The sequence below is a fragment of the Thermodiscus maritimus genome (genome assembly GCF_055382595.1).
On the sequence record NZ_AP042434.1, the window covers coordinates 68388 to 86841 of the forward strand.

General features: G+C 54.4%; 20 protein-coding genes. 12 read left to right on the top strand and 8 right to left on the bottom strand.

All coding sequences use genetic code 11. The features are described 5' to 3' along the window. The first annotated feature begins 30 nt into the window (after positions 1 to 30). The 8 genes from ACZ47H_RS00350 (at position 31) to ACZ47H_RS00385 (ending at position 8531) form a co-directional block, all read left to right on the top strand. On the top strand, positions 31 to 2526 hold the full coding sequence (locus ACZ47H_RS00350) for a tRNA(Met) cytidine acetyltransferase TmcA (RefSeq protein WP_464933251.1): 2496 nt from the start codon (positions 31 to 33) through the stop codon (positions 2524 to 2526). Between the two features lie 176 nt (positions 2527 to 2702). Beyond that, positions 2703 to 3044: a hypothetical protein gene (locus tag ACZ47H_RS00355; protein ID WP_464933252.1), complete on the top strand. Its 342-nt coding sequence runs from the start codon at positions 2703 to 2705 to the stop codon at positions 3042 to 3044. A 6-nt stretch (positions 3045 to 3050) separates the two neighbouring features. Next, the gene (locus ACZ47H_RS00360; RefSeq protein ID WP_464933253.1) at positions 3051 to 4100 is read left to right on the top strand and encodes a V-type ATPase subunit; all 1050 of its coding nucleotides are present in this window, start codon (positions 3051 to 3053) and stop codon (positions 4098 to 4100) included. Positions 4101 to 4225: 125 nt separating this feature from the next. Further along, entirely contained in the window at positions 4226 to 4903 is a 678-nt protein-coding gene (locus tag ACZ47H_RS00365; RefSeq protein WP_464933254.1) for a hypothetical protein, read from the top strand. Positions 4904 to 4997: 94 nt separating this feature from the next. Beyond that, on the top strand, positions 4998 to 5291 hold the full coding sequence (locus tag ACZ47H_RS00370) for a cobalamin-dependent protein (RefSeq protein WP_464933255.1): 294 nt from the start codon (positions 4998 to 5000) through the stop codon (positions 5289 to 5291). Then, on the top strand, positions 5273 to 6424 hold the full coding sequence (locus tag ACZ47H_RS00375; RefSeq protein ID WP_464933256.1) for a B12-binding domain-containing radical SAM protein: 1152 nt from the start codon (positions 5273 to 5275) through the stop codon (positions 6422 to 6424). Before ACZ47H_RS00370 ends, ACZ47H_RS00375 begins: the two co-directional genes overlap by 19 nt. 57 nt (positions 6425 to 6481) lie before the next feature. Beyond that, positions 6482 to 7930, top strand: a complete 1449-nt coding sequence (locus ACZ47H_RS00380; RefSeq protein ID WP_464933985.1) for a radical SAM protein — start codon at positions 6482 to 6484, stop codon at positions 7928 to 7930. A gap of 139 nt (positions 7931 to 8069) precedes the next feature. After that, positions 8070 to 8531, top strand: a complete 462-nt coding sequence (locus ACZ47H_RS00385; RefSeq protein ID WP_464933986.1) for an ASCH domain-containing protein — start codon at positions 8070 to 8072, stop codon at positions 8529 to 8531. Here ACZ47H_RS00385 and ACZ47H_RS00390 read toward each other — a convergent pair. Beyond that, positions 8528 to 8767, bottom strand: coding sequence for a ribbon-helix-helix domain-containing protein (locus tag ACZ47H_RS00390; protein WP_464933257.1), 240 nt, complete (start codon positions 8765 to 8767; stop codon positions 8528 to 8530). The genes ACZ47H_RS00385 and ACZ47H_RS00390 overlap by 4 nt on opposite strands. 178 nt (positions 8768 to 8945) lie before the next feature. On the opposite strand from ACZ47H_RS00390, the gene pyrC reads away from it, so the two are divergent. The 3 genes from pyrC (at position 8946) to ACZ47H_RS00405 (ending at position 11711) form a co-directional block, all read left to right on the top strand. Beyond that, positions 8946 to 10220 (top strand): dihydroorotase, encoded by a 1275-nt coding sequence (gene pyrC, locus ACZ47H_RS00395; RefSeq protein WP_464933258.1) that lies wholly within the window; start codon positions 8946 to 8948, stop codon positions 10218 to 10220. Between the two features lie 67 nt (positions 10221 to 10287). Beyond that, a complete protein-coding gene (locus ACZ47H_RS00400; protein WP_464933259.1) occupies positions 10288 to 10998 on the top strand; it encodes a hypothetical protein in 711 nt (236 codons plus the stop codon). Between the two features lie 62 nt (positions 10999 to 11060). Further along, on the top strand, positions 11061 to 11711 hold the full coding sequence (locus ACZ47H_RS00405) for a DUF973 family protein (RefSeq protein WP_464933260.1): 651 nt from the start codon (positions 11061 to 11063) through the stop codon (positions 11709 to 11711). A gap of 19 nt (positions 11712 to 11730) precedes the next feature. Here the strand turns inward: ACZ47H_RS00405 and ACZ47H_RS00410 are convergent, their stop codons facing one another. Both ACZ47H_RS00410 and ACZ47H_RS00415 read right to left on the bottom strand, forming a co-directional pair. Continuing rightward, complete coding sequence (locus ACZ47H_RS00410) at positions 11731 to 12426, bottom strand: protein-L-isoaspartate(D-aspartate) O-methyltransferase (RefSeq protein ID WP_464933261.1); 696 nt, start codon at positions 12424 to 12426, stop codon at positions 11731 to 11733. After that, positions 12410 to 12805 (bottom strand): hypothetical protein, encoded by a 396-nt coding sequence (locus ACZ47H_RS00415; RefSeq protein ID WP_464933262.1) that lies wholly within the window; start codon positions 12803 to 12805, stop codon positions 12410 to 12412. Before ACZ47H_RS00415 ends, ACZ47H_RS00410 begins: the two co-directional genes overlap by 17 nt. A gap of 77 nt (positions 12806 to 12882) precedes the next feature. Here ACZ47H_RS00415 and meaB point away from each other — a divergent pair, with 77 nt between their 5' ends. After that, positions 12883 to 13851 (top strand): methylmalonyl Co-A mutase-associated GTPase MeaB, encoded by a 969-nt coding sequence (gene meaB / locus ACZ47H_RS00420; protein ID WP_464933263.1) that lies wholly within the window; start codon positions 12883 to 12885, stop codon positions 13849 to 13851. Here meaB and ACZ47H_RS00425 read toward each other — a convergent pair. Genes ACZ47H_RS00425 through ACZ47H_RS00445 form a run of 5 tightly spaced genes read right to left on the bottom strand, consistent with a single transcriptional unit; the run spans position 13848 to position 18451 of the window. Then, positions 13848 to 14582, bottom strand: a complete 735-nt coding sequence (locus ACZ47H_RS00425) for a lipoate--protein ligase family protein (protein WP_464933264.1) — start codon at positions 14580 to 14582, stop codon at positions 13848 to 13850. The two genes, meaB and ACZ47H_RS00425, sit on opposite strands and share 4 nt — an antisense overlap. Continuing rightward, complete coding sequence (pyrI, locus tag ACZ47H_RS00430; protein ID WP_464933987.1) at positions 14579 to 15046, bottom strand: aspartate carbamoyltransferase regulatory subunit; 468 nt, start codon at positions 15044 to 15046, stop codon at positions 14579 to 14581. Before pyrI ends, ACZ47H_RS00425 begins: the two co-directional genes overlap by 4 nt. Positions 15047 to 15054: 8 nt before the next feature. Further along, positions 15055 to 15993 carry an aspartate carbamoyltransferase gene (gene pyrB / locus ACZ47H_RS00435; RefSeq protein ID WP_464933265.1) on the bottom strand — a complete coding sequence of 313 codons (939 nt, stop codon included), beginning with the start codon at positions 15991 to 15993 and terminating at the stop codon, positions 15055 to 15057. Between the two features lie 60 nt (positions 15994 to 16053). After that, positions 16054 to 16716 (bottom strand): orotidine 5'-phosphate decarboxylase / HUMPS family protein, encoded by a 663-nt coding sequence (locus tag ACZ47H_RS00440; protein WP_464933266.1) that lies wholly within the window; start codon positions 16714 to 16716, stop codon positions 16054 to 16056. Position 16717: 1 nt separating this feature from the next. Further along, positions 16718 to 18451, bottom strand: coding sequence for a helicase HerA-like domain-containing protein (locus tag ACZ47H_RS00445; protein ID WP_464933267.1), 1734 nt, complete (start codon positions 18449 to 18451; stop codon positions 16718 to 16720). Positions 18452 to 18454 lie beyond the last annotated feature (3 nt).

The following is an 18454-nucleotide window of genomic DNA, read 5'->3' on the forward strand; positions in this document are numbered from 1 at the left end:
AAGGCGGCAGGCCCGTAGGGTGGCTCCGCGGTGAAGTCGAGGGAGGAGATTGAGAAGGAGGCATTAGAGGTAGTCGGCAAGCTTGAGAGCGTGGCCGGGAATCCTGCACTAAGGGCTATAAAGAAGGTTGGAAGAGCCCTGAAGGCTTCAATACCGGCAGGCTACAGGGTCCTCTTCGTAATAGCAGGCGGTGATCCCCGGAGGGTTGGAGCAATAACTGCGAGGGCCCTACTCTACTATGAGAGGAGGTATAGGAGGATAGCCGGGAGGAGGCCCCTCAACCTCCTATACATGTTCCACGACGAGTTCGACGATGCCAGGCTTAGGAAGGAGATAGTTAAAAGGGCTGTCAAGGAGAAGGCGAGCCTCCTCCAACAGACCACTGCCAGATACGAGGAGAGCGAGAAGTACCTGGGGACAACCTTCCAGGCACTAGTGCTCGACCTAACCAACGACCTGAAGCCCAACGACGTCGGTAGACTGGTTGGTGTAGTTGAGGGTGGCGGGCTGATCATACTACAGGCTCCCAGCTGGGACGAGTGGGATACTAAGATGACTCTTTTCAAGCAGAACCTCCTCGTCCCAGGCCACGAGGAGCCCAGGCACATATTCATCACGTGGTTCAAGAGGAAGCTCCTAGAGCACGAGGAGAACATATTCGTCTATGACGCGGACAGAGGCGAGCTGATAAGCGGAAAGCCCCCCTCGAAGTTCCAGGCTAGGAGCAAGAAGACCTTGAAGATACCATCGAACCCCCTCTTCCCACGCGAGATCTACAAGCTAGCCCTCACCCAGGACCAAGTCCGCGTGATAAAGGAGCTGGAATGGCTCTACGAGAAGCCAAAGAAGGGGCAGAAGAAAGTCGTAATAGTCACCGCAGACAGGGGTAGGGGGAAAAGCTGTGGAGTAGGAATAGGTCTCATAGGCCTTGCAAAGAAGCTAGGAGAGGTGAAGAACAGGGTAAGAATCCTCGTAACCGCCCCGAGCCTCAGCAACGTTCAGAGCCTGATGGAGCTAGCATACAGGGCTGCAGAGGAGGCTGGGCTGAAGCCTAAGGCGATCAAGAGGGGCGGCAAGATAATCGAGATACAAGGCCACAAGTTCAGCCTCGAATACTGGGAGCCCCTGGCAGTGACGAGGCTGCAAGCGGATATCGTCGCCGTAGACGAGGCCAGCGGGATACATGTCCCACTCCTCCACAAGATCTGGAAGGCTCACAAACGCCTAGTATTCGCCGCCACCATACACGGCTACGAGGGCGCTGGCAGAGGGTTCAGCGTAAGGTTCCTATCGGCCCTCAAGAATGATCCCAACACCAAGCTTAGAATGGTTGAAATGGAAGAGCCAATAAGGTACTCGAAAGGCGACCCCGTCGAGAGGTGGCTCTTCAACGTCCTCCTACTAGATGCTGAACCCGCAGCTCTAAGCGAAGAGGACCTCGAGGACATAAAGGAGGGTAGGCTCGAGTACTTGAAGCTAGACCCACAGTGGCTCTTCAGCAAGGAGGGAGAGGAGACCCTCCGCCAGCTCTTCGGCATATACGTGCTAGCACACTACAGGAACGAGCCGAACGATCTCGGCATGCTAGCTGATGCCCCACACCACAGTGTAAGGGCAGTGAGGACGGCTAGTGGAGGCAAGATCGTTGGAGCAGCCCAGGTTGCGGAGGAAGGGTCCCTACCGGAGGACCTCATAGACAGGCTCCTCCGGGGAGAGAAGATAGCTGGAAACATCATACCCGACAGGATGCTCAAGCATGCAAGGATCAGGGAGTATGGGAGGATGAAGGGGTGGAGGATAGTAAGGATCGCCACCCACCCCGACGTCCAAGACAGGGGTATCGGGTCGAGGCTCCTCGAATACCTGTACAAGGAGAGCATAGAGAGGGGATACGACTGGCTAGGCAGCGGCTTCGGGGTCAACGAGAAGCTCCTCAACTTCTGGCTTAAGAACGGGTTCACAAGCCTCCACCTCAGCCCCGATAGGAACCCGGTCAGCGGCGAGTACACGACGCTCGTCATGAGGCCTATAAGCGATAGGTGTAGAATCGCAATCGAGTACTCATCGAGGGAGTTCAAGTGGAAGCTCCTCAACAGCCTATACGACACCTACAGGGACCTGGAGACCAATGTGGCGATCATGATCCTCGACCAGGACCCTCCAGGGATAGACTCCGAATACAGGCCGAGAGACAACCCCATAGTGAGGGACAGGCTGTGGGTCTACAATTACGGGCCTATGACCTATGAGGCCGCGACCGACCTCATAAACATGCTGGCCAAGACCTACTGGATGCATCCGCCCGAAAAGAGGCCCACCCTCTCCGATAAGGAGAGGTATATCCTGGTAGCTAAAGTACTGCAGGGACGAAGCTGGGATGAAGTAGCTGGAGAGCTCGGGGTCCACGCGTACAAGATAATGGTTGGCCTCAAGGAGATAGTGAGAAAGCTCTCCAAGCACTATTACGGTGTAGAGGAGGAGAGCCCGGTAGGTGTAGAGCTAGAAGACCTAGGACTACAAAGCTAGAGGACCCCTAATAGGGGTGATGACACCATTATTATTCCCCCCATATAAAAGTCTATGATGGGATGAAGAGGACCTTTGGGTCCGACAAGCAAGTATGGGGACCCCACCCTTATCCGACCCGCAAGGTTAACTATTAAACAGAGAATATTCCACTAACCAGTCCATGGAGAAAGAAGATGGCTAAGAATAGCCCAGTTGAGAGGCTTACAAGAGCAGTGCTTGACCTAGAGAAGGGACTCTTAGACCTCGACAGCCAGGTTCAAAGCTACGCCAACGAGCTTGTCAAGGCAGGAGACGAGCTTGCGAGACAGCTCTCCAACGACATCCAGATACTCCTTAAGGGGCTGGTAGATGAGATCCATGAAGAGCTTGAGAAGCAGAAGGCCGCGGTCCGCTCCTACTATGCTGAGAGGGAGAAGGAGGAGATCGAGAAGATCCACAGGCTTGGGGAGGCAAACCTGGAGGAGGCTGTTAAGGCGGTCGTTGAGGAGATAATAAAGATAGTAGCAGGGGTGTAGAGGTAGTTGAAGGCCAGCCCCAGCCCCACAAAGTACGCCCCCATAGTGCCAAGGATTAGGGCGCTACTGCCGAGACTAATCAGCGGGGAGAGGGCTCGAGAGCTCATAGCCCAGGCGAGTATTGAGGAGGCGCTTGGACTCCTAAAGGATACAATATACGGTGATGCCATAAAGTCCACTACTCTCCGTGGGATCCAAAGGGACCTCACTAGTTTCTACATGGAGTACCTGTTGAGCCTGAAGAAGTTCTCGCCGAAGGAGGCGTACCCCCTCATAGATGCCTTCATCCACGAAGTAGAGGCTGGAGACCTCCTAGTACTGGCAGTATACACTATGACCCGGGCGGGTGAAATACCAGACCTCGTAACGAAGAATGTTGAGTGGAGCCTGCCGGCAACGATTGCTAGGGAACCGGAGGCCCTGGCAAGCTTCTCAAGGTTCCTAGAGTACCTTGAGGGAACCTGGGCTGGGAGATACTCTAAACTCATGCAGAGCGTCGCGGCCTCCGATAACCCTGCTAGGATGAACTGGGCGAGGCTGGCGATAACTGCCAGCGAGTACAGTTTGGCCCTGGATAGCCTAGACTCTAGGCTGGGCAAGCCGATGGCGGCTAAGCCCCTTTGCCCTCTCCTAAACTGGATGATAGCCTCATTCCTAGTGCAGGCTAAGAAGGATAGCCTGGAGGCCAGGATAATCGATGAGCTCCTCGTAGACGTTCCACCGTGCGGTTTCCGGGCTAGGGAGGCGAGGGCAGCCTACGAGAGGGAGCCGGCCCCGGAGAGCCTGGCTGGAGTCATGGATGAGATAGTAAAGTATGTGAAGATCGATGTCTCTAAGGACCTCGTTGAGGCCCTCGAGGAGGCGAGGGCTAGGGCTAGGAACATCAGCCTCAACAAGGCTCTAAGCGTCTACTCCAGCTACCCGTTCCACGCAGGCCTAATAGCGGCTGGAATAGTCGCTTTGAAGATAAACATCGAGGACCTAACCACCATCCTATCCGGGATATACCTAGGCCTTAAACCAGAGGAGTACATGCCCTACACTACATTCCAATAAACACTCTTCAACCCCGCCTTTAGGAACCCTTAGCCGAATCAGCACTACTTGACCATTCTATCTAGAAGCTAGAGTAAAGAGGCTCAAACATACACGTATGTAAGCAGTCCAGGGTGAATGAATAGGTGGCCAAGGCAGCGAAGCTGAAACCATTCCACCTAGAGATGCTGGTGAAGGCGGCTGAAAAGCTCGTGGAGGCATGTACAAATTACAATCTCGACTGCAGGGACCCTCCACTAGCAACTACCAGGCTCCTCTACAGCATGGGCTACAGCCAGTACCTTATCCGGAGTATGTGGAAGGCCCTCCAATCAAGCCCTGGAACCCCGGTCCTCTACAAGTATAGGAATGCAACCTTCAACCTTATGGTAAAAACAAGCATCGAAGCAGTATGCTCTATAAGCTACAATGGACTAATCATACCCCTAGACGCTATGGATGCCATTAAGATAAAAAGGGGAGGGCACTTATGCCACTTCACCCCAAGGAGTCATACTGTAAGGATCTATTTAAATGGAAATGTCCTAGAGCACGTTGAGATAAGAATAAACATTATACGCCTCCTAACCCTCATGGCAAGGGATTATGGATTGGAGAGAACCTTCTCACTGCTTGATTCCTTGACGAATGTTATATGGCGTAGGGGTAGTGGAGAGCTCGAGTCCTTCCTCCTCGAAGCTTTACATAATGAGGGGTATAGGAGGATCCTCTCATTCATCCTACCCTATGTTCCCAAGACTCCCGAGGAGATCTATAAGGTGTCGCCAGCCCTCAGGCGGATCAAGGCATACTTCCATGCTTGACTTGATCTACAGATTTACATATTCCACCAAGCGATTCATCTACAAATAGTTGAATCTATCCTGGAACACCACTACTATATTAGGGCGGCGGGCTTTGAGAATCCTACTAACAATAGCGCCAGGCGTCCACAACCTAGAAATCTACAGGATCACCGGCATGAAAGCACCTCCACTGGGACTAGCCTCTATCGCGGCCGTGCTGGAGCAGAACGGCCACGAGGTCCGTATAGTTGACTCCCCGACCCTCGAGCTCGAGATGGATGAGTGGATGAGGGAGGTTAAGAGCTGGCGCCCTGATGTGATCGGGTTCTCGGTCCTAACCCCCTGGCTCCCAAGACCTACAAAGCTATTGTCAGGGTTAAGGAGGAGATGCCAGATGTCCCCGTAGTGGTTGGGGGACCCCACCCCTCTTTCATGTACCAGGAGGCTCTGGATAATGGTGCAGACATTGTCGTTATCGGTGAAGGGGAGCTAACCCTCCTAGAGCTGGTAAACACTTTGGAAAAGCATGGGATGGATAAGGAGGAGCTGAAGAAGGTTAAGGGGCTCGCCTTCCGCGAGGATGGTAGGGTTAGGCTCACTCCGCCCAGACCCATAATACTGAACCTTGACACCCTCCCCTGGCCGGCACGCCACCTCCTCCCAATGGATAAGTATACATTATTCAACAAGCCGATTAGGATAGCCCACGTAATGGCTAGCAGGGGCTGTCCCTACGGGTGCATGTACTGCACAACCAGCTACTTCTGGGGGAGGAAGGTCCGGTTTAGGAGCGCCCGGAATGTGGCTGGGGAGATAGAGTACCTCTACGACAAGTACAAGGTGAAGTACGTTGTCTTCGCAGACGATGAGCTGTTGATCAATAGACGGTTTGTGAGGGAGTATATCAAGGAGATGAAGGAGAGGGGCCTAGACCTACCCTTCGCGTGCGGTGCTAGAGTGGATCACTTGAACAAGGAGATAATGAAGTATCTGGTAGACAATAACTGCGTCACCATCTATGTTGGAGTCGAGTCTGCCAGTCAGGAGACGATTGACAAGATCGGGAAGAGGATCACCATAGACCAGGTGAAGAGGGTCTTCGAGTGGAAGAGGGAGGTCGGAGCATACATGGTGGGTTCCTTCATACTAGGCTTCCCGTGGGAAACCCTCGAGGACATGGAGAACACTATAAGATTCGCGGTAAAGCTCGACCCAGACTACGCCCAGTTCACAGCCCTAACACCCTACCCCGGAACCCCCATGTTCGAGTACGCTAAGAGGCATAACCTCATAGAGGACTGGAACTGGGAGCACTACACCACTATAAGGCCCGTTATGAGGGGGTTCAAATTCACCCGCGAGCAGCTCGGGAGAATGATTACCCGAGCGTATAGGAAGTTCTACCTCAGGTTCTCCTTCATCCGGAGGCAGATTGGTAATGGAAACTTCCTAGACCTCCTCAAGGTCTTGGGGAGGGAGGCCTCACGGTACCTGAAGGAGGCCGTAACCTATCCTATCCAGTGGAGGATTAGGAGGTGAACCCGGGTGGTTGATGAGGAGATCGTGTTTGAAGGAGGCAAGGAGAAGCGGGGGGGCATGGGAGCCCTCCTCGCAGGGGTTAGGATCCTCTTCGGGAACCCCGTGACTCGGAGCCTCCTGAGACTATCCCTTAAGGAATACAAGTGTACCAGCGGTGTAGAGGAGAGGGAGAAAAGCCTCCTCTACCATGCACTATCCCAGCTGGCTGGAGAGAGCCTCTCATGCCCAATAACTGCTAGGTTCGCGTCATGGCTCATAAGGTCGACTATAAGGTTCGGAGTATGGATGCTGAAGGGAGATATGAAGGCCGCTAGAGAGTCGCTATCAGACCCAGCCGTAAGAAGGGGCGTGACGCTAGTATTCAAGGGCCTAGCCCTCTACGGGCCCACAGTGCCCCAGAAGATGCCAGCACCCTTCCTAATAGTCTGGAACTTCACCAACATGTGCAACCTGAGGTGCATGCACTGCTACCAGAGAGCCGACAAGCCAAGGCCAGACGAGCTAACCCTAGAGGAGAAACTAGACCTCGTAGACCAGCTCGACAGGGCAGGGGTGGCCGCTGTAGCATTGAGTGGGGGAGAGCCAACCATACACCCCCACTTCCTCAGGATAGTAAGCGAGCTCTCATCCCGGGGGATCTACACTGCTGTAGCAACTAATGGGACTAGGTTCGCGAACATAGACTTCTTGAAGAAGGCTAAGGAGGCAGGGCTCCGTTACGTTGAAGTCTCCGTAGACAGCGCGAAGCCCGAAATACATGACAAGTTCAGGAGGGTGCCGGGTGCTTGGAGGCTCGCCGTAAAGGCGCTCGAGAACGCGGTAAAGCTGGGAGTAAACAATGGAATGGCTGTAACTATAACTAAGATGAACCTGCACGAGATCGACGACATACTTGACCTCGCCGAGTCAATCGGAGTCAACAGGGTGATATTCTTCAACTTCATCCCGGTAGGTAGGGGAGAGGAGAACAGGCATCTAGACCTAACACCCGAGGAGAGAGAAGAGGTGCTCAGGAAGCTATACAAGGAGCACCAGAAGAGAAAGTTCGAGATAGCCAGCACCGCCCCACAGTTCGGGAGAGTAGCCCTGCAGCTGAGCGGGGGCGAGGAGATCGCCCCAACACACTTCTACCTGGGCGGAGACAAGATCGTCGCAGCACTGGCAGAGTTCATAGGCGGGTGCGGGGCCGGTAGAATCTACGCCGCCATACAGCCCAACGGCGATGTCACACCATGCGTCTTCCTCCCAATAGTCGTCGGCAACATTAGGAAGAAGACCTTCTCGGAGATCTGGGAGACCAGCGAACTCTTCCAAAAGCTCCGGGATAGAGAGCTCCTCAAGGGCGCATGCGGCAGCTGCCCGTACAAGTACATCTGTGGAGGTTGCAGGGCTCGTGCCTACGCCTACTACGGTGACCCGCTAGCACCGGACCCAGGATGCATTCTGGTGAAGAAGGCGGAGGAGCTCAAGGCACCCGTAGCGCAAATATTGCAGGCTAGGCGGTAGCGTGGAAACCCCCTTAAAAGCGGGGGTCCCGGAAACCCTCCCCCTTTTTCTTCACATCTCAAATAGAGCCACACCAATAATTACTCTCGAACTGAATAAGAGGGCTAGGATTCAAGGATAACGATGGTGCTGCGCTGTGATGGAGGAATACCTAGAGGAGGCAGCAATGTACCTGATGAGCATCAGGCCTCAGTATGCTAACGCGATCTTCTCTAAGAGGAAGAAGTATGAGCTGAGAAAGCTCTCTGGAGTAAAACCCGTCGAGGAGGGCTCAGTCATAATAGTCTATAGCAGCGGGAAGGTGAAGAGTATAGTGGGAGAGTTCACAGCCGGCGAGATCATAATCGATACTCCCGAACGTATATGGGCTGTAGTATCCCGTCCCGGAACCGGTATCGGAGGGGATGCATGGGCCTACATTAGAGGTGCTAGGAGGGCTATGGCGATAAAGGTGGAGAATCCAAGGCTCTATCCGAGGCCAGTATCTCTGGAGGAGATAAGGAGGATCATTCCCGGCTGGATGCCCCCATTCAGCTATAAGAGGCTACAGCCCGGAGAGAGGCTCTACGAGCTCATCGTTAGAAGGGTGAGGAGAGTCTAGACTAGGTCGACCACCCCCTCATCTTGTGCGAACGCGAAGGGTGCCTCCACATCCTCATGCCTCGCCACCGCGTATGGCTCCCTCAGGTGGCCCCAAAGCTCCCTTTTCAACAGCTCCCTAACAGCGATTCTTATCGCCTCGCTCCTGCTAGAGTACCTCCCAGCCTTGACGAGCTCGTCTATCCCGTTAACATAGATCTCGGGCATCTTCACTGTTATGAGCCTCACGACAACCACCGATAGAAACCTTTATAGAAGGGGAACTGCTTATAAGGCGGGGAGCATCGTTCTACCAGGCTGTTCGCGAAGACTATGAAGCAGTCTACAATGTAGGGTATACCTCCTAGTGAATCAGTGGAAGAAAACCTCCGGTTAATACACCCGGGCCAGATCAGATAACGGGGGACGGTATGGGATGGTTGAATCGATCGAGAGCATCTGCGGGGAGCTATACGACTACAGAGGAAGCCTTGGAATCCAATGCATTAACTTTGGGAGGGGAAAGATTGAATCCATCACCGAGAAGCCCCGCGGAGAGGGCCTCGACTACACGGGGACTGGGATGAAGATCATACCAGGTCTAATAGACCTACATGTACATCTCAGGGGCTTACAGCTCTCGTATAAGGAGGACGAGGAAACAGGGACCCTACAAGCCCTGAAGGCTGGAATTACGCTAGTAGTGGATATGCCCAATACAAAACCGTACCTCAACACTCCAGAAGCTGTCCGGCATAAGCTAGACCAGCTATCAAAATACTCCTGGACAGACTACTCCCTATACTCCGGCATACCCACGTCAAGAGAGCACGTCGATAAATTGGCTCAGGCGCCGATAGCAGGGTTCAAAACATATCCAGGAGACCTGGCTCGCGAGGAGCTAATTAAGGCTGCAGCAGGGGCTGGCAAGCTCCTAATAGTTCACCCGGAACTCCTCTACGGTACACGGATGGCCGAGTACGAGAATAACAGGTTGAGGGGGGAGGCGAGAGGCTGCCACCTAGAGGGGGCGAGCGTTGAACTCCTCGCCTCCCTCGGAGTTAAAGGAAGGATCCACGTAACACACGCCTCATGCCCCTCAACCGTAAGGCTTGCCAGGAGGAACGGCTACAGCGTGGATACCACGCCCCACCACCTGTTCTACAACTACCATTCTGAAGGCTGCCTTTACAGGGTGAATCCTCCCCTCCGGAGCCCCGTAGACTCGTCGATCCTGAGGCAAATGCTCATACTGGGGGAAATAGACGCTCTCGCCTCAGACCATGCTCCCCACGCGCAGTGGGAGAAGAGCGAGCCCCTAATCTGCTCCCCGGGATTCCCATGGCTCCCACTCTGGCCCTGGCTCGCCTACAAGCATCTTGTTGCGAGCGGGGCGATGGGGCTAGATGAGTTCCTCTACCTCACCTCTAGGGGGCCGGCTGAGATCCTAGGCCTATCGGGCTATGGTATCATCGATTATGGGGCTAGGGCGAACCTTGTAGTACTCGACCCCAATGCAAGGTGGAGGTTCCCCGGATTCACGGATTCAAAGCATAGGCTTCCAGTACACTTCATGGCTAGTCTCGCGGGAAGGCCGGAGCTAGTTATCGTTGGGGGAGTAGCTTCGTGGAGCTATAGGAGGGGGGTATTAAAGAGGGGAGCCACTGTCAATCCCTTCAATGGGGAGGAAAATGATACTGGTGTTATATAACATCCTAGACTAACTGGAGGAACTCGGATCTCATGGTATGCATAGTATAGACTGGAGGGTGCGTCCTGTGATCGAGCTTCAAGAACTGCCCCCAATGCCGGTTGGAGGAGGAGGGATAGGCGGCGGCATAGGGCCCAGCGTAGCCCCATCAGTATCCTATGCTGTGAAATCATACCTGCCCTACCTGGTCGTTACAACAGTAATGCCCCTCCTAGGACTCCTATACATATGGATTAGAGCCATCATCGCGGCGAGGAGGAGGGAGTATCTGGGTAGACCAGAGAATACATGGTACACCGTATACCTGCTAGCCGGCCTGCTACCTTTAATTGGAGGAGCCGCTGTACTAGAGAAGATCGTGAGCGATTACGTCTACGGTACAGCTATTCCGTGGAGATGGATAAGCACTGATACAGACTATATTAGATACAAGCAGATAGCAGAGTTCCTAGCCAACTTCTACACCATCGCGGGGCTAGTTGCGGGCCTCTCCATACTCCTAATCCTCCTCCACAAGTACTACGAGAACTGGTACCTGGACCTCGCAGTATACCTTGGAAACATAGCCTGGTTCCTCTACCTTACACCCAAGCCCCTCGCCCGCTTCAAGTACACGACAAGCTACGCCTTATCCCGCGGGATACAGCCAGGCACATCCCCGTTCGCCCAAGTATCTATGATGTTCCGGGAGCACTTCCTGGCCGGTTTCATAATGGGAGCAGCACTGGCATTGGCTGCTGGAGTATACTATCACATATCCAGGTCTAGGAAGGAATGACTTGGCCGGACGAGGAATTAAATATTTAAACTACAGTGTAACTTGAATATGGGTGTTCTTCATTGAACAATGATTCTAGGAGTGAGTGGATAGAGGAAAACTTCACCTTTCTGGTAAACGGGTTTGAAAACCTCAAAAATGGAGCATTAATTCTAATAATAGGCTTCATAATAGTCTGGATAATAGTACTCCCTGCAATGGTGGCTATCCACAGCGTCACCCACATTTATAGGTCGGGCTCTGGAATAGAGGTGATTGGAGCCCCCTGGTTCATCGGCCCCGGCATCATTACGGCGATATTATCTGTAGTCGGAGTCCTCATGTTCAAGGAAGGAGGAGCCAATTTAAAGAGGGTGGAGCCATACGTCCTAGACTATGGAGAGTCCGGTCCAAAATACATGCTCTACGGTCTCATAATGACTGTCGTGGGTATGCTGGGCGTACTAGCCAGGACTGCCGCGGTGCTCTCCCTCATACTAGTATTCCTGGGAGCCATAATGTCACTGGTGGGAGGTATATTATTTGGCATATTCCTGCTGAGGCTGGAGGAGCTGAGGCGTAGAGGTGTACCTATAGATGACTTTAAGGCGGACGGCATCCTGTGGATCATAGGGTTATTTATCCCCGTCCTAACAATAATCGCTGTAATACTAATCTACGTACACGCTCGAGGGACCCTCGAGAGGCTGTACACGCTAAGACAAAATACATGAAGCCGGCTAGCGGCTCCTATCATATCTCCTCTCTCCATGCGTACTCGCCTATCAGGGGGACGAATAAGACGGGGAGGGATGGCCTCTTAACAATGCTTCCGTCCATCCTCTTCTCCACGATGTAGAGGGTTTGCTCCAAGACTCCTCCAACGGGTATGACCATGCGCCCCCCTGGCTTCAGCTGCTCCAGTAATGGCTCTGGTATGTGGGGTGCAGCGGCTGTTACCATGATCCTATCATAGGGTGCTTCCTTCGGCCAGCCCTTACTCCCGTCACCCACTATAACGGTAACCCTGCTCCCATACCCGGCCTCCTCCAGCCTCCTCCTGGCGAGCTCGGCTAGCTCCTTTATCCTCTCAATAGTGTATACGTGCCCCCAATACCGGGGATCTGTACCCGACGGCGCCACTATCTCTGCAAGCACCGCCGCCTGGTATCCGCTCCCTGTACCTACCTCGAGGACCCTCATGCCAACGTCGGCCATCAACTCCTCAGTCATAAATGCAACTATGCTGGGTGCTGAAATCGTCTGCCCATAGCCTATGGGTAGGGGTCTATCCTCGTATGCTAGATCCCTGTAGGCTTCAGGCACGAAGAGCTCTCTGGGAACACGGAGCATTGCCTCGTATACCTTCCTCGACCGTATGTATCCCTCCCTCCAGAGGCGGTCGAGGAGCCTCTTCCTGGCCAGGAACCACTTATCTTCTCCTTGCAACCCTTGCACCCCTATACCGTACGGGCAACGCCTCTATACCCAGGCGTACAGCTGCCTCCTGGAGAGCGTAATCGTCGGTGGCGAGGTAGACGCTCCCGCACTCCTCCATTAGTGTTAGCGCGAGCCTAAGCAGGCTTATATCCGCAGGACTAAGCCTTGAGAGGAGCCTATCAGGCAGCTTTACCTCCACCCTTCCCGGCTCTCTAATCACGAGTCTACCTGAGTCGAGCATGAATAATAGGCCCTCCCGGGACTCCCTGTCGATAACCTCTATTTCAACCTGGGGGGTGGTGTAGTGGCGGGCGGGCATAGATAGGGGGAGCCTCGCCATTATCGCTGCTACATCATTCACAACGCATTTGTCCATCGACTCGCCCATACCCTATCATCCCAAAGGCTACCCGGGTGGGGAATTATATTCCCTTAATATTCCTATATTGAGTACGGTGCCTTATTATGAGTAAGCCCCTCGGCAAGTACGCCGCCCTGGTGGAGAAGGCCTCCCATGGAGACCTGAGGGCTCTAGGGAGGCTCCTATCTATTCTCGAGAACATTGATGTTGAGAGCGCTAAACTCCTAGAATCCCTAGCCTCGAAGGCGGGGAATGCCCACGTTATAGGGGTCACGGGCATACCCGGTGCGGGGAAGAGCACCCTCATAGGCAGGCTCATCAAGGGGCTCCGCTCTCGAGGCTACAGGGTGGCAGTGGTAGCAATCGATCCAAGCAGCCCCCTTACTAGTGGAGCCCTAATGGGCGACAGGCTCCGCATGCAGGAGTATACTGGGGACGCGGGCGTCTTCATCAGGAGCCTCTCTACTCGGGGGCTTAAGGGTGGATTGAGCCTCGCCGCCATCGCTTTGATTGAGGCGTTCGACGCTCTAGGCTACGATAAGATTATTGTCGAGACAGTTGGGGTAGGGCAGGCGGAGGTAGACATAATGAACGCGGCCCACACCATTCTCGTACTAACGATGCCGGGGGCAGGAGACGATATACAGGCGCTGAAGGCGGGTGTAATGGAGATCGGCGACATATACGTTGTCAACAAGGCCGACAAGCCGGAGGCGGCGAAGACATACGAGTACATAACATTCGCTGTGGAGAAGGGCGACATAGGCCCAGGCTCCGGCTGGACCCCCAAGGTTGTAAAGACCAGCGCCATCATGGGCACAGGTATAGAGGAGCTGGTAGACGCCATAGAGGAGCACTGGAGGTACATAGAGTCCAACGGATTGGACAAGGTGAAGGTTGCTGCTAGGAGGAAGCTCCTAATAGCCCTATTAGCCGAGAACCTCCTAAGGAGGGCTCTAGAGAAGAGTATAGAGGAGAATAAGGAGGACCTCGATTGGGCTGCGAGGGAGGCCTCTAACCTTGTCGGGAAGGCCCTCTGGCTATCCCAGGAGGCATGCAAGAGTCTCTACTAGCCGCAGGGGGTCCAGTGAGGGTCCCTCAACCTCCTATCAACATACTCCATTAGGAGTCCACTACTCAACCCGCACTCCGGTGCTGCTTGTATGAGTGGGGCCAGCCTCCTACCCATAGCCTCCGCAACCTCTCCCATCACATCCACCACGTCCTCCACAGTTATACCCGGAAGCGACCCTGAGAGGGGGCAGGGCTTGTACTTCACGGGGTCCACGCTGCCAGAGGCGATCCTATCGGTTCGAGGAGGGGTAAGCTCCCTTACACCCTCGAGGGGAGAGTCTACTATGAGGGTGGCGTGGTAGAGGTACCTGTCCCTTGCAAGGTGCGCCGCGCCGCCCGAGACCTTGCAGCCCCCCACAACGATGTCCGCCTCGTTTGCAACCCTAGCCCATCCTCCGAGGCCCTCTACAACCGCCACTATGAGGCTGGTTCCAGCCCTGTATACTTCCCGGAGGGACCCTCTACGCTCTCCGATCAGGGTTATGGAGAGGACTCCCTCGTCGTGGAGAACCGCTCCTCCACCAGTGAACCTCCTATAGACTGGCACCCCATATTTTCTCGCCGCACTGCACGAGTAGTCTAAACCCTCCCTGCTTGATCTCCCGACGATCACGGATGGCCTGTTGACCCACACGTACACTCTGCCCGCTAGCTTCTCGAGGCTACACTCCCTGTAGGCTGCCTCTTCCAGGGCTAGATTATATTGTGGGCTGAGCGGCCTGAGGATCATGGGTTTCGACCGATCAACTGCTCCAGTATCTCATCCTCCTCTATTATGGTGCCGCAGTAGAGGCACTGGTACCTCAGCTTCTTCCCCTCTACCAAGCGGAAGCGGGGCGTTACGGGCTCCCTCTCCTTCCTTGTTATACAAGTTGGATTCGTGCACCTCAGTATACCTTCTAGGAGGCGTGGGGCTGATACCTTCCTCTTCTCGACAATCTTATAGTCTCTTATAATATTGATTGTAGCAGTAGGCGCTACTAGCGCGATCTTGTCGACCTCCTCTCCCTCCATGAACCTGTCCTCTATCTTGACAATGTCCTTGCGGCCCAGCTTCTTCGACTCCACGTTCATAACCACAGCTAACCGGTAGCCCTCTCTCCCGGTGATTTCGAGTATGCGGAGGACCATCAGGGCCCTCCCCGCCGGGATATGATCGATGACTGTTCCACTCTTGATCTTCCTTACAAGCATACCCTCGCTCACACGCCATCACCCCCCAGTATGAGTGTTAGGAGAGCCATCCTCACAGGGACCCCGTTAGCCGCTTGGATGAAGTAGGCCTGCCACTCTGTAGAGTCTACATCATACGTTATCTCATCGACCCTTGGAAGAGGGTGGAGGACCTTCAAGCCTTTCTTAGCCCTCGACTCTAGGAGCCTCCTCGTTATCCTATAGCTCCCCTTGACCTTCTCGTACTCAGCTGGGTCCGGGAACCTCTCCTTCTGTATCCTGGTCACGTAGACCACGTCTGCCTCCTCCACCGCGGTTTCAAGGTCTGCCTCGCTGTACTCCACGCCGCTATCCATGAGTGCTAGCAAGACCTCGGGCCTCGCCCGTAGCTGTGGAGGCGAAACTAGGAACACGCGCTCCGGGCGGAAGCGGGTGAGACCATAGAGGAAGCTGGAGGCAGCCCTCCCATACCGGAGATCCCCTACTACAGCGTAGGTTAGCCCGTCGGGGGAGCCGAAGAGCTCCTTCACAGTGTAGAAGTCTATCATTGCTTGGGTCGGGTGATGCTGCTTCCCATCCCCTCCATTAACAACCGGGTGCTCTGCAACCTCGGCTGCGAGCAGTGCGGAGCCCTCGTACCTGCTCCTAATCACTATGAGATCAGCGTATGCATCGAGCATCCTGACAGTGTCGGCTAGGCTCTCTCCCTTCTCAATACTAGTACCCTCACCCTTAGTGAAGCCTACAGTGGCTGCTCCAAGCCTTTTCGCCGCGGTTTCAAAGCTCATACGGGTCCTAGTGGAGGGCTCGAAGAATGCGAGCGCTATGATCCTCCCCTCTAGAACCCTCGTGACCCTCCCTGCTTCCAACGCTCTCTTATACTCTGAGGCGAGGTCGAAGAGCTCCTCCAGCTCATCCCTCGTGAAGTCTAGTATGTTTAGGACATCCCTACCCTTCCAGTCCCCCATTAATGCGCCCGGTAAGAGGGTCTGCTTGAGGAGGGAGAATTAAAGGTATCGGTATGCTAGCTAGTCACCCAGCACCATCCTATACCTCTCCTCTAGACTCTCTACCACTAGGAGAGGGTTCTTTGAGGCAGTTATCATCCTACCAATTATCTCGTAGTCTGCCCCAGCCCTCAGGGCGTCTCCAGGCGACGCCCCCTGCGCGCCTACTCCGGGCGAGAGGATCACCTTACCTGGGAACCTCTCCCTGAGTATTCTCACCACGTTGGGCCTTGTTGCGGGAGCCACTATCCCCCAAGGCCCTATCTCTCCCACCACCTCGACTATCTTATCCAGTATGGGGTCGATAATCCTACCTGCCCCCGGATGGCTCATTGATGCTACGAGGACGAGCCTCTTCCCGTTGGAGTCAAGGTACTCTTTCAGCTCGTCTAACGCCCCCTCCACTCCTATAAAGGAGTGTGCTATTGCAGCGTCGCTCCAATCAATAACGTGGGATGCGATATGCTTCATGGTATACCCTATGTCGGCGAGCTTGAGATCCGCCACAATCAGTGCGCCTGGACATGCTCTCCTAACAGCCTCACCTACACCAGTGCATGGCAGGATGTTTGGATACCCTACCTTGTATCCGGCTACCCTGCCGCAGAGGCTGCGCGCTAGCTCCTCAGCCCTATCCCTGTCGCCGCCTAGAGCGTCTAGCCCTACTATTACAGGTAGCTTCAAGCTAGAGCCCCTCAACTATCTCCATAGTCTCAGACTGCCTATCCCTATAGCTCAGCCACTCTGCTACTATGTCTATGTCTCCACCGCTCGGCTTCTCATCCTTGGGGCATAGGTCGATCTTCACCAGTGCCGGGAGCTTGGCCATCTTCCCCAGTACCACTGCTTCTCCCGGGTTTAGGGATGGGAGGAGGCTTGCTATGTCATCGCTCATCTCCTCGCTCGCCCTCTGCACATATCTTATATCCTCGGGCTCCACCATCCTCAGTATGATCTTGTTGTTGGTCTGGCTCAACACGTTGGGATCCACGTTCTTCGGCCTCTGACTCACAAGTACGAGTCCGACGCCGAACTTCCTCCCCTCCCTAGCGATCCTCGCAGCCCAGTACTTGGTGAGGGTATCATTATCCCTCGGCACGAGGATATGGGCCTCCTCCAACACTACTATCACGGGATACTTGTAGCCTCCCACACCCTGCTTCGCCGCCTTCCTCTCCATAAGGATCCTCTTGAGGTAGTGGCTAACCAGGGCGTCTGCAGCGTTCTCGTCCAGCTCTGATAGGTCGAATACTGTTAGAGTGCAGGGGGGTATGGCGTCTACTAACCTCGTGTAGGCTGTCACGTCGAGGGTTTCAGAGTAGTAGTCTTCGAGGTCGTCCAGCCTCGCCAGCGCCCCCTCGAGACTGTCCTGCGCGATCTGTCTCGGGGGCAGGATCTTCTTCTCAACAATGGCTTCAGCAGCCAGCTCATTTAATGGGGATGGGAGGTAGCCCTTAAGCCACTTACTCACTTCTTCAAGAGCCTTATTGGAGTCTCCCTTCTCTAAACCCTTCTCCTCTAACTGAACTAGCATCTTATAGATGTTCTCCACCCCTTTCTTATTGTAGAGCGCCTCCAAGAGCCTCTTTGCTATCATCAATATATCCCAGCCCCTAGCATTTGTCTTAGCCTTCATCTTCTCGTACGTTGCAACCGCGGCCCTCCAAGCCCAGCTGAGGTACCTCTTCTGCCTCGAGGCAAACTCTCCCACCCTGGTTAGGGTGAAGAGTTCGCTCCTGGTTATCTTGGAGGGGTTCAGCTTAGGTGGCTTGTGTGTTTTTATGGATGCGTTTTTGAGCTTCATGTTGCTGTACTCGCCGTGCATGTCGAATATCACCATTGTACCGCATAAGTCCCCAACAATCCTCTTCGCCAGAATGCATACAGTGTTGCTCTTACCACCACCGGTTACAGCTAATATTGCCAGGTGCCTCGTCAGGCCGTTGGCGTCGATGTGGAACTCTACACTGGGGTCGTTTGCGAGGTGCCCCAGCCTTATCCAGCTCCTCTGGCCCGGCGAGAATATGGTCTGCAAAACCGTAGGGTCTGCCCTGTACACCTTGGTTCCCGGCTGGATAGGGGTCTTGGGGGCAACGGCTGCTCCAGCCCCCTTTATCTTGTCTAGTATAGATAGCCATCTAACCTTGCCCCTATTGTACAAGTCCTCGTCACTAACCGTCTGAGTCCACTGTGCTATGTGATCTACAGCTTCGGGGTCGGTGACGGTTGGTGGGAGCATCCTGTGCCCAGCCCAGACTATCTCGACTATCCCCAGCACGCAGCCCTCCGGCCCCTCTGCCACAAGGTAGTCTCCAGCCCTGACAGGGCTAGGGAGGTTGCGGTTGAATATTACGAGGCTAGAGACGGGGGTGGACTCGCCTACTATCCATCCAATGCTATCTCCTACCCCACAAGGCAACTC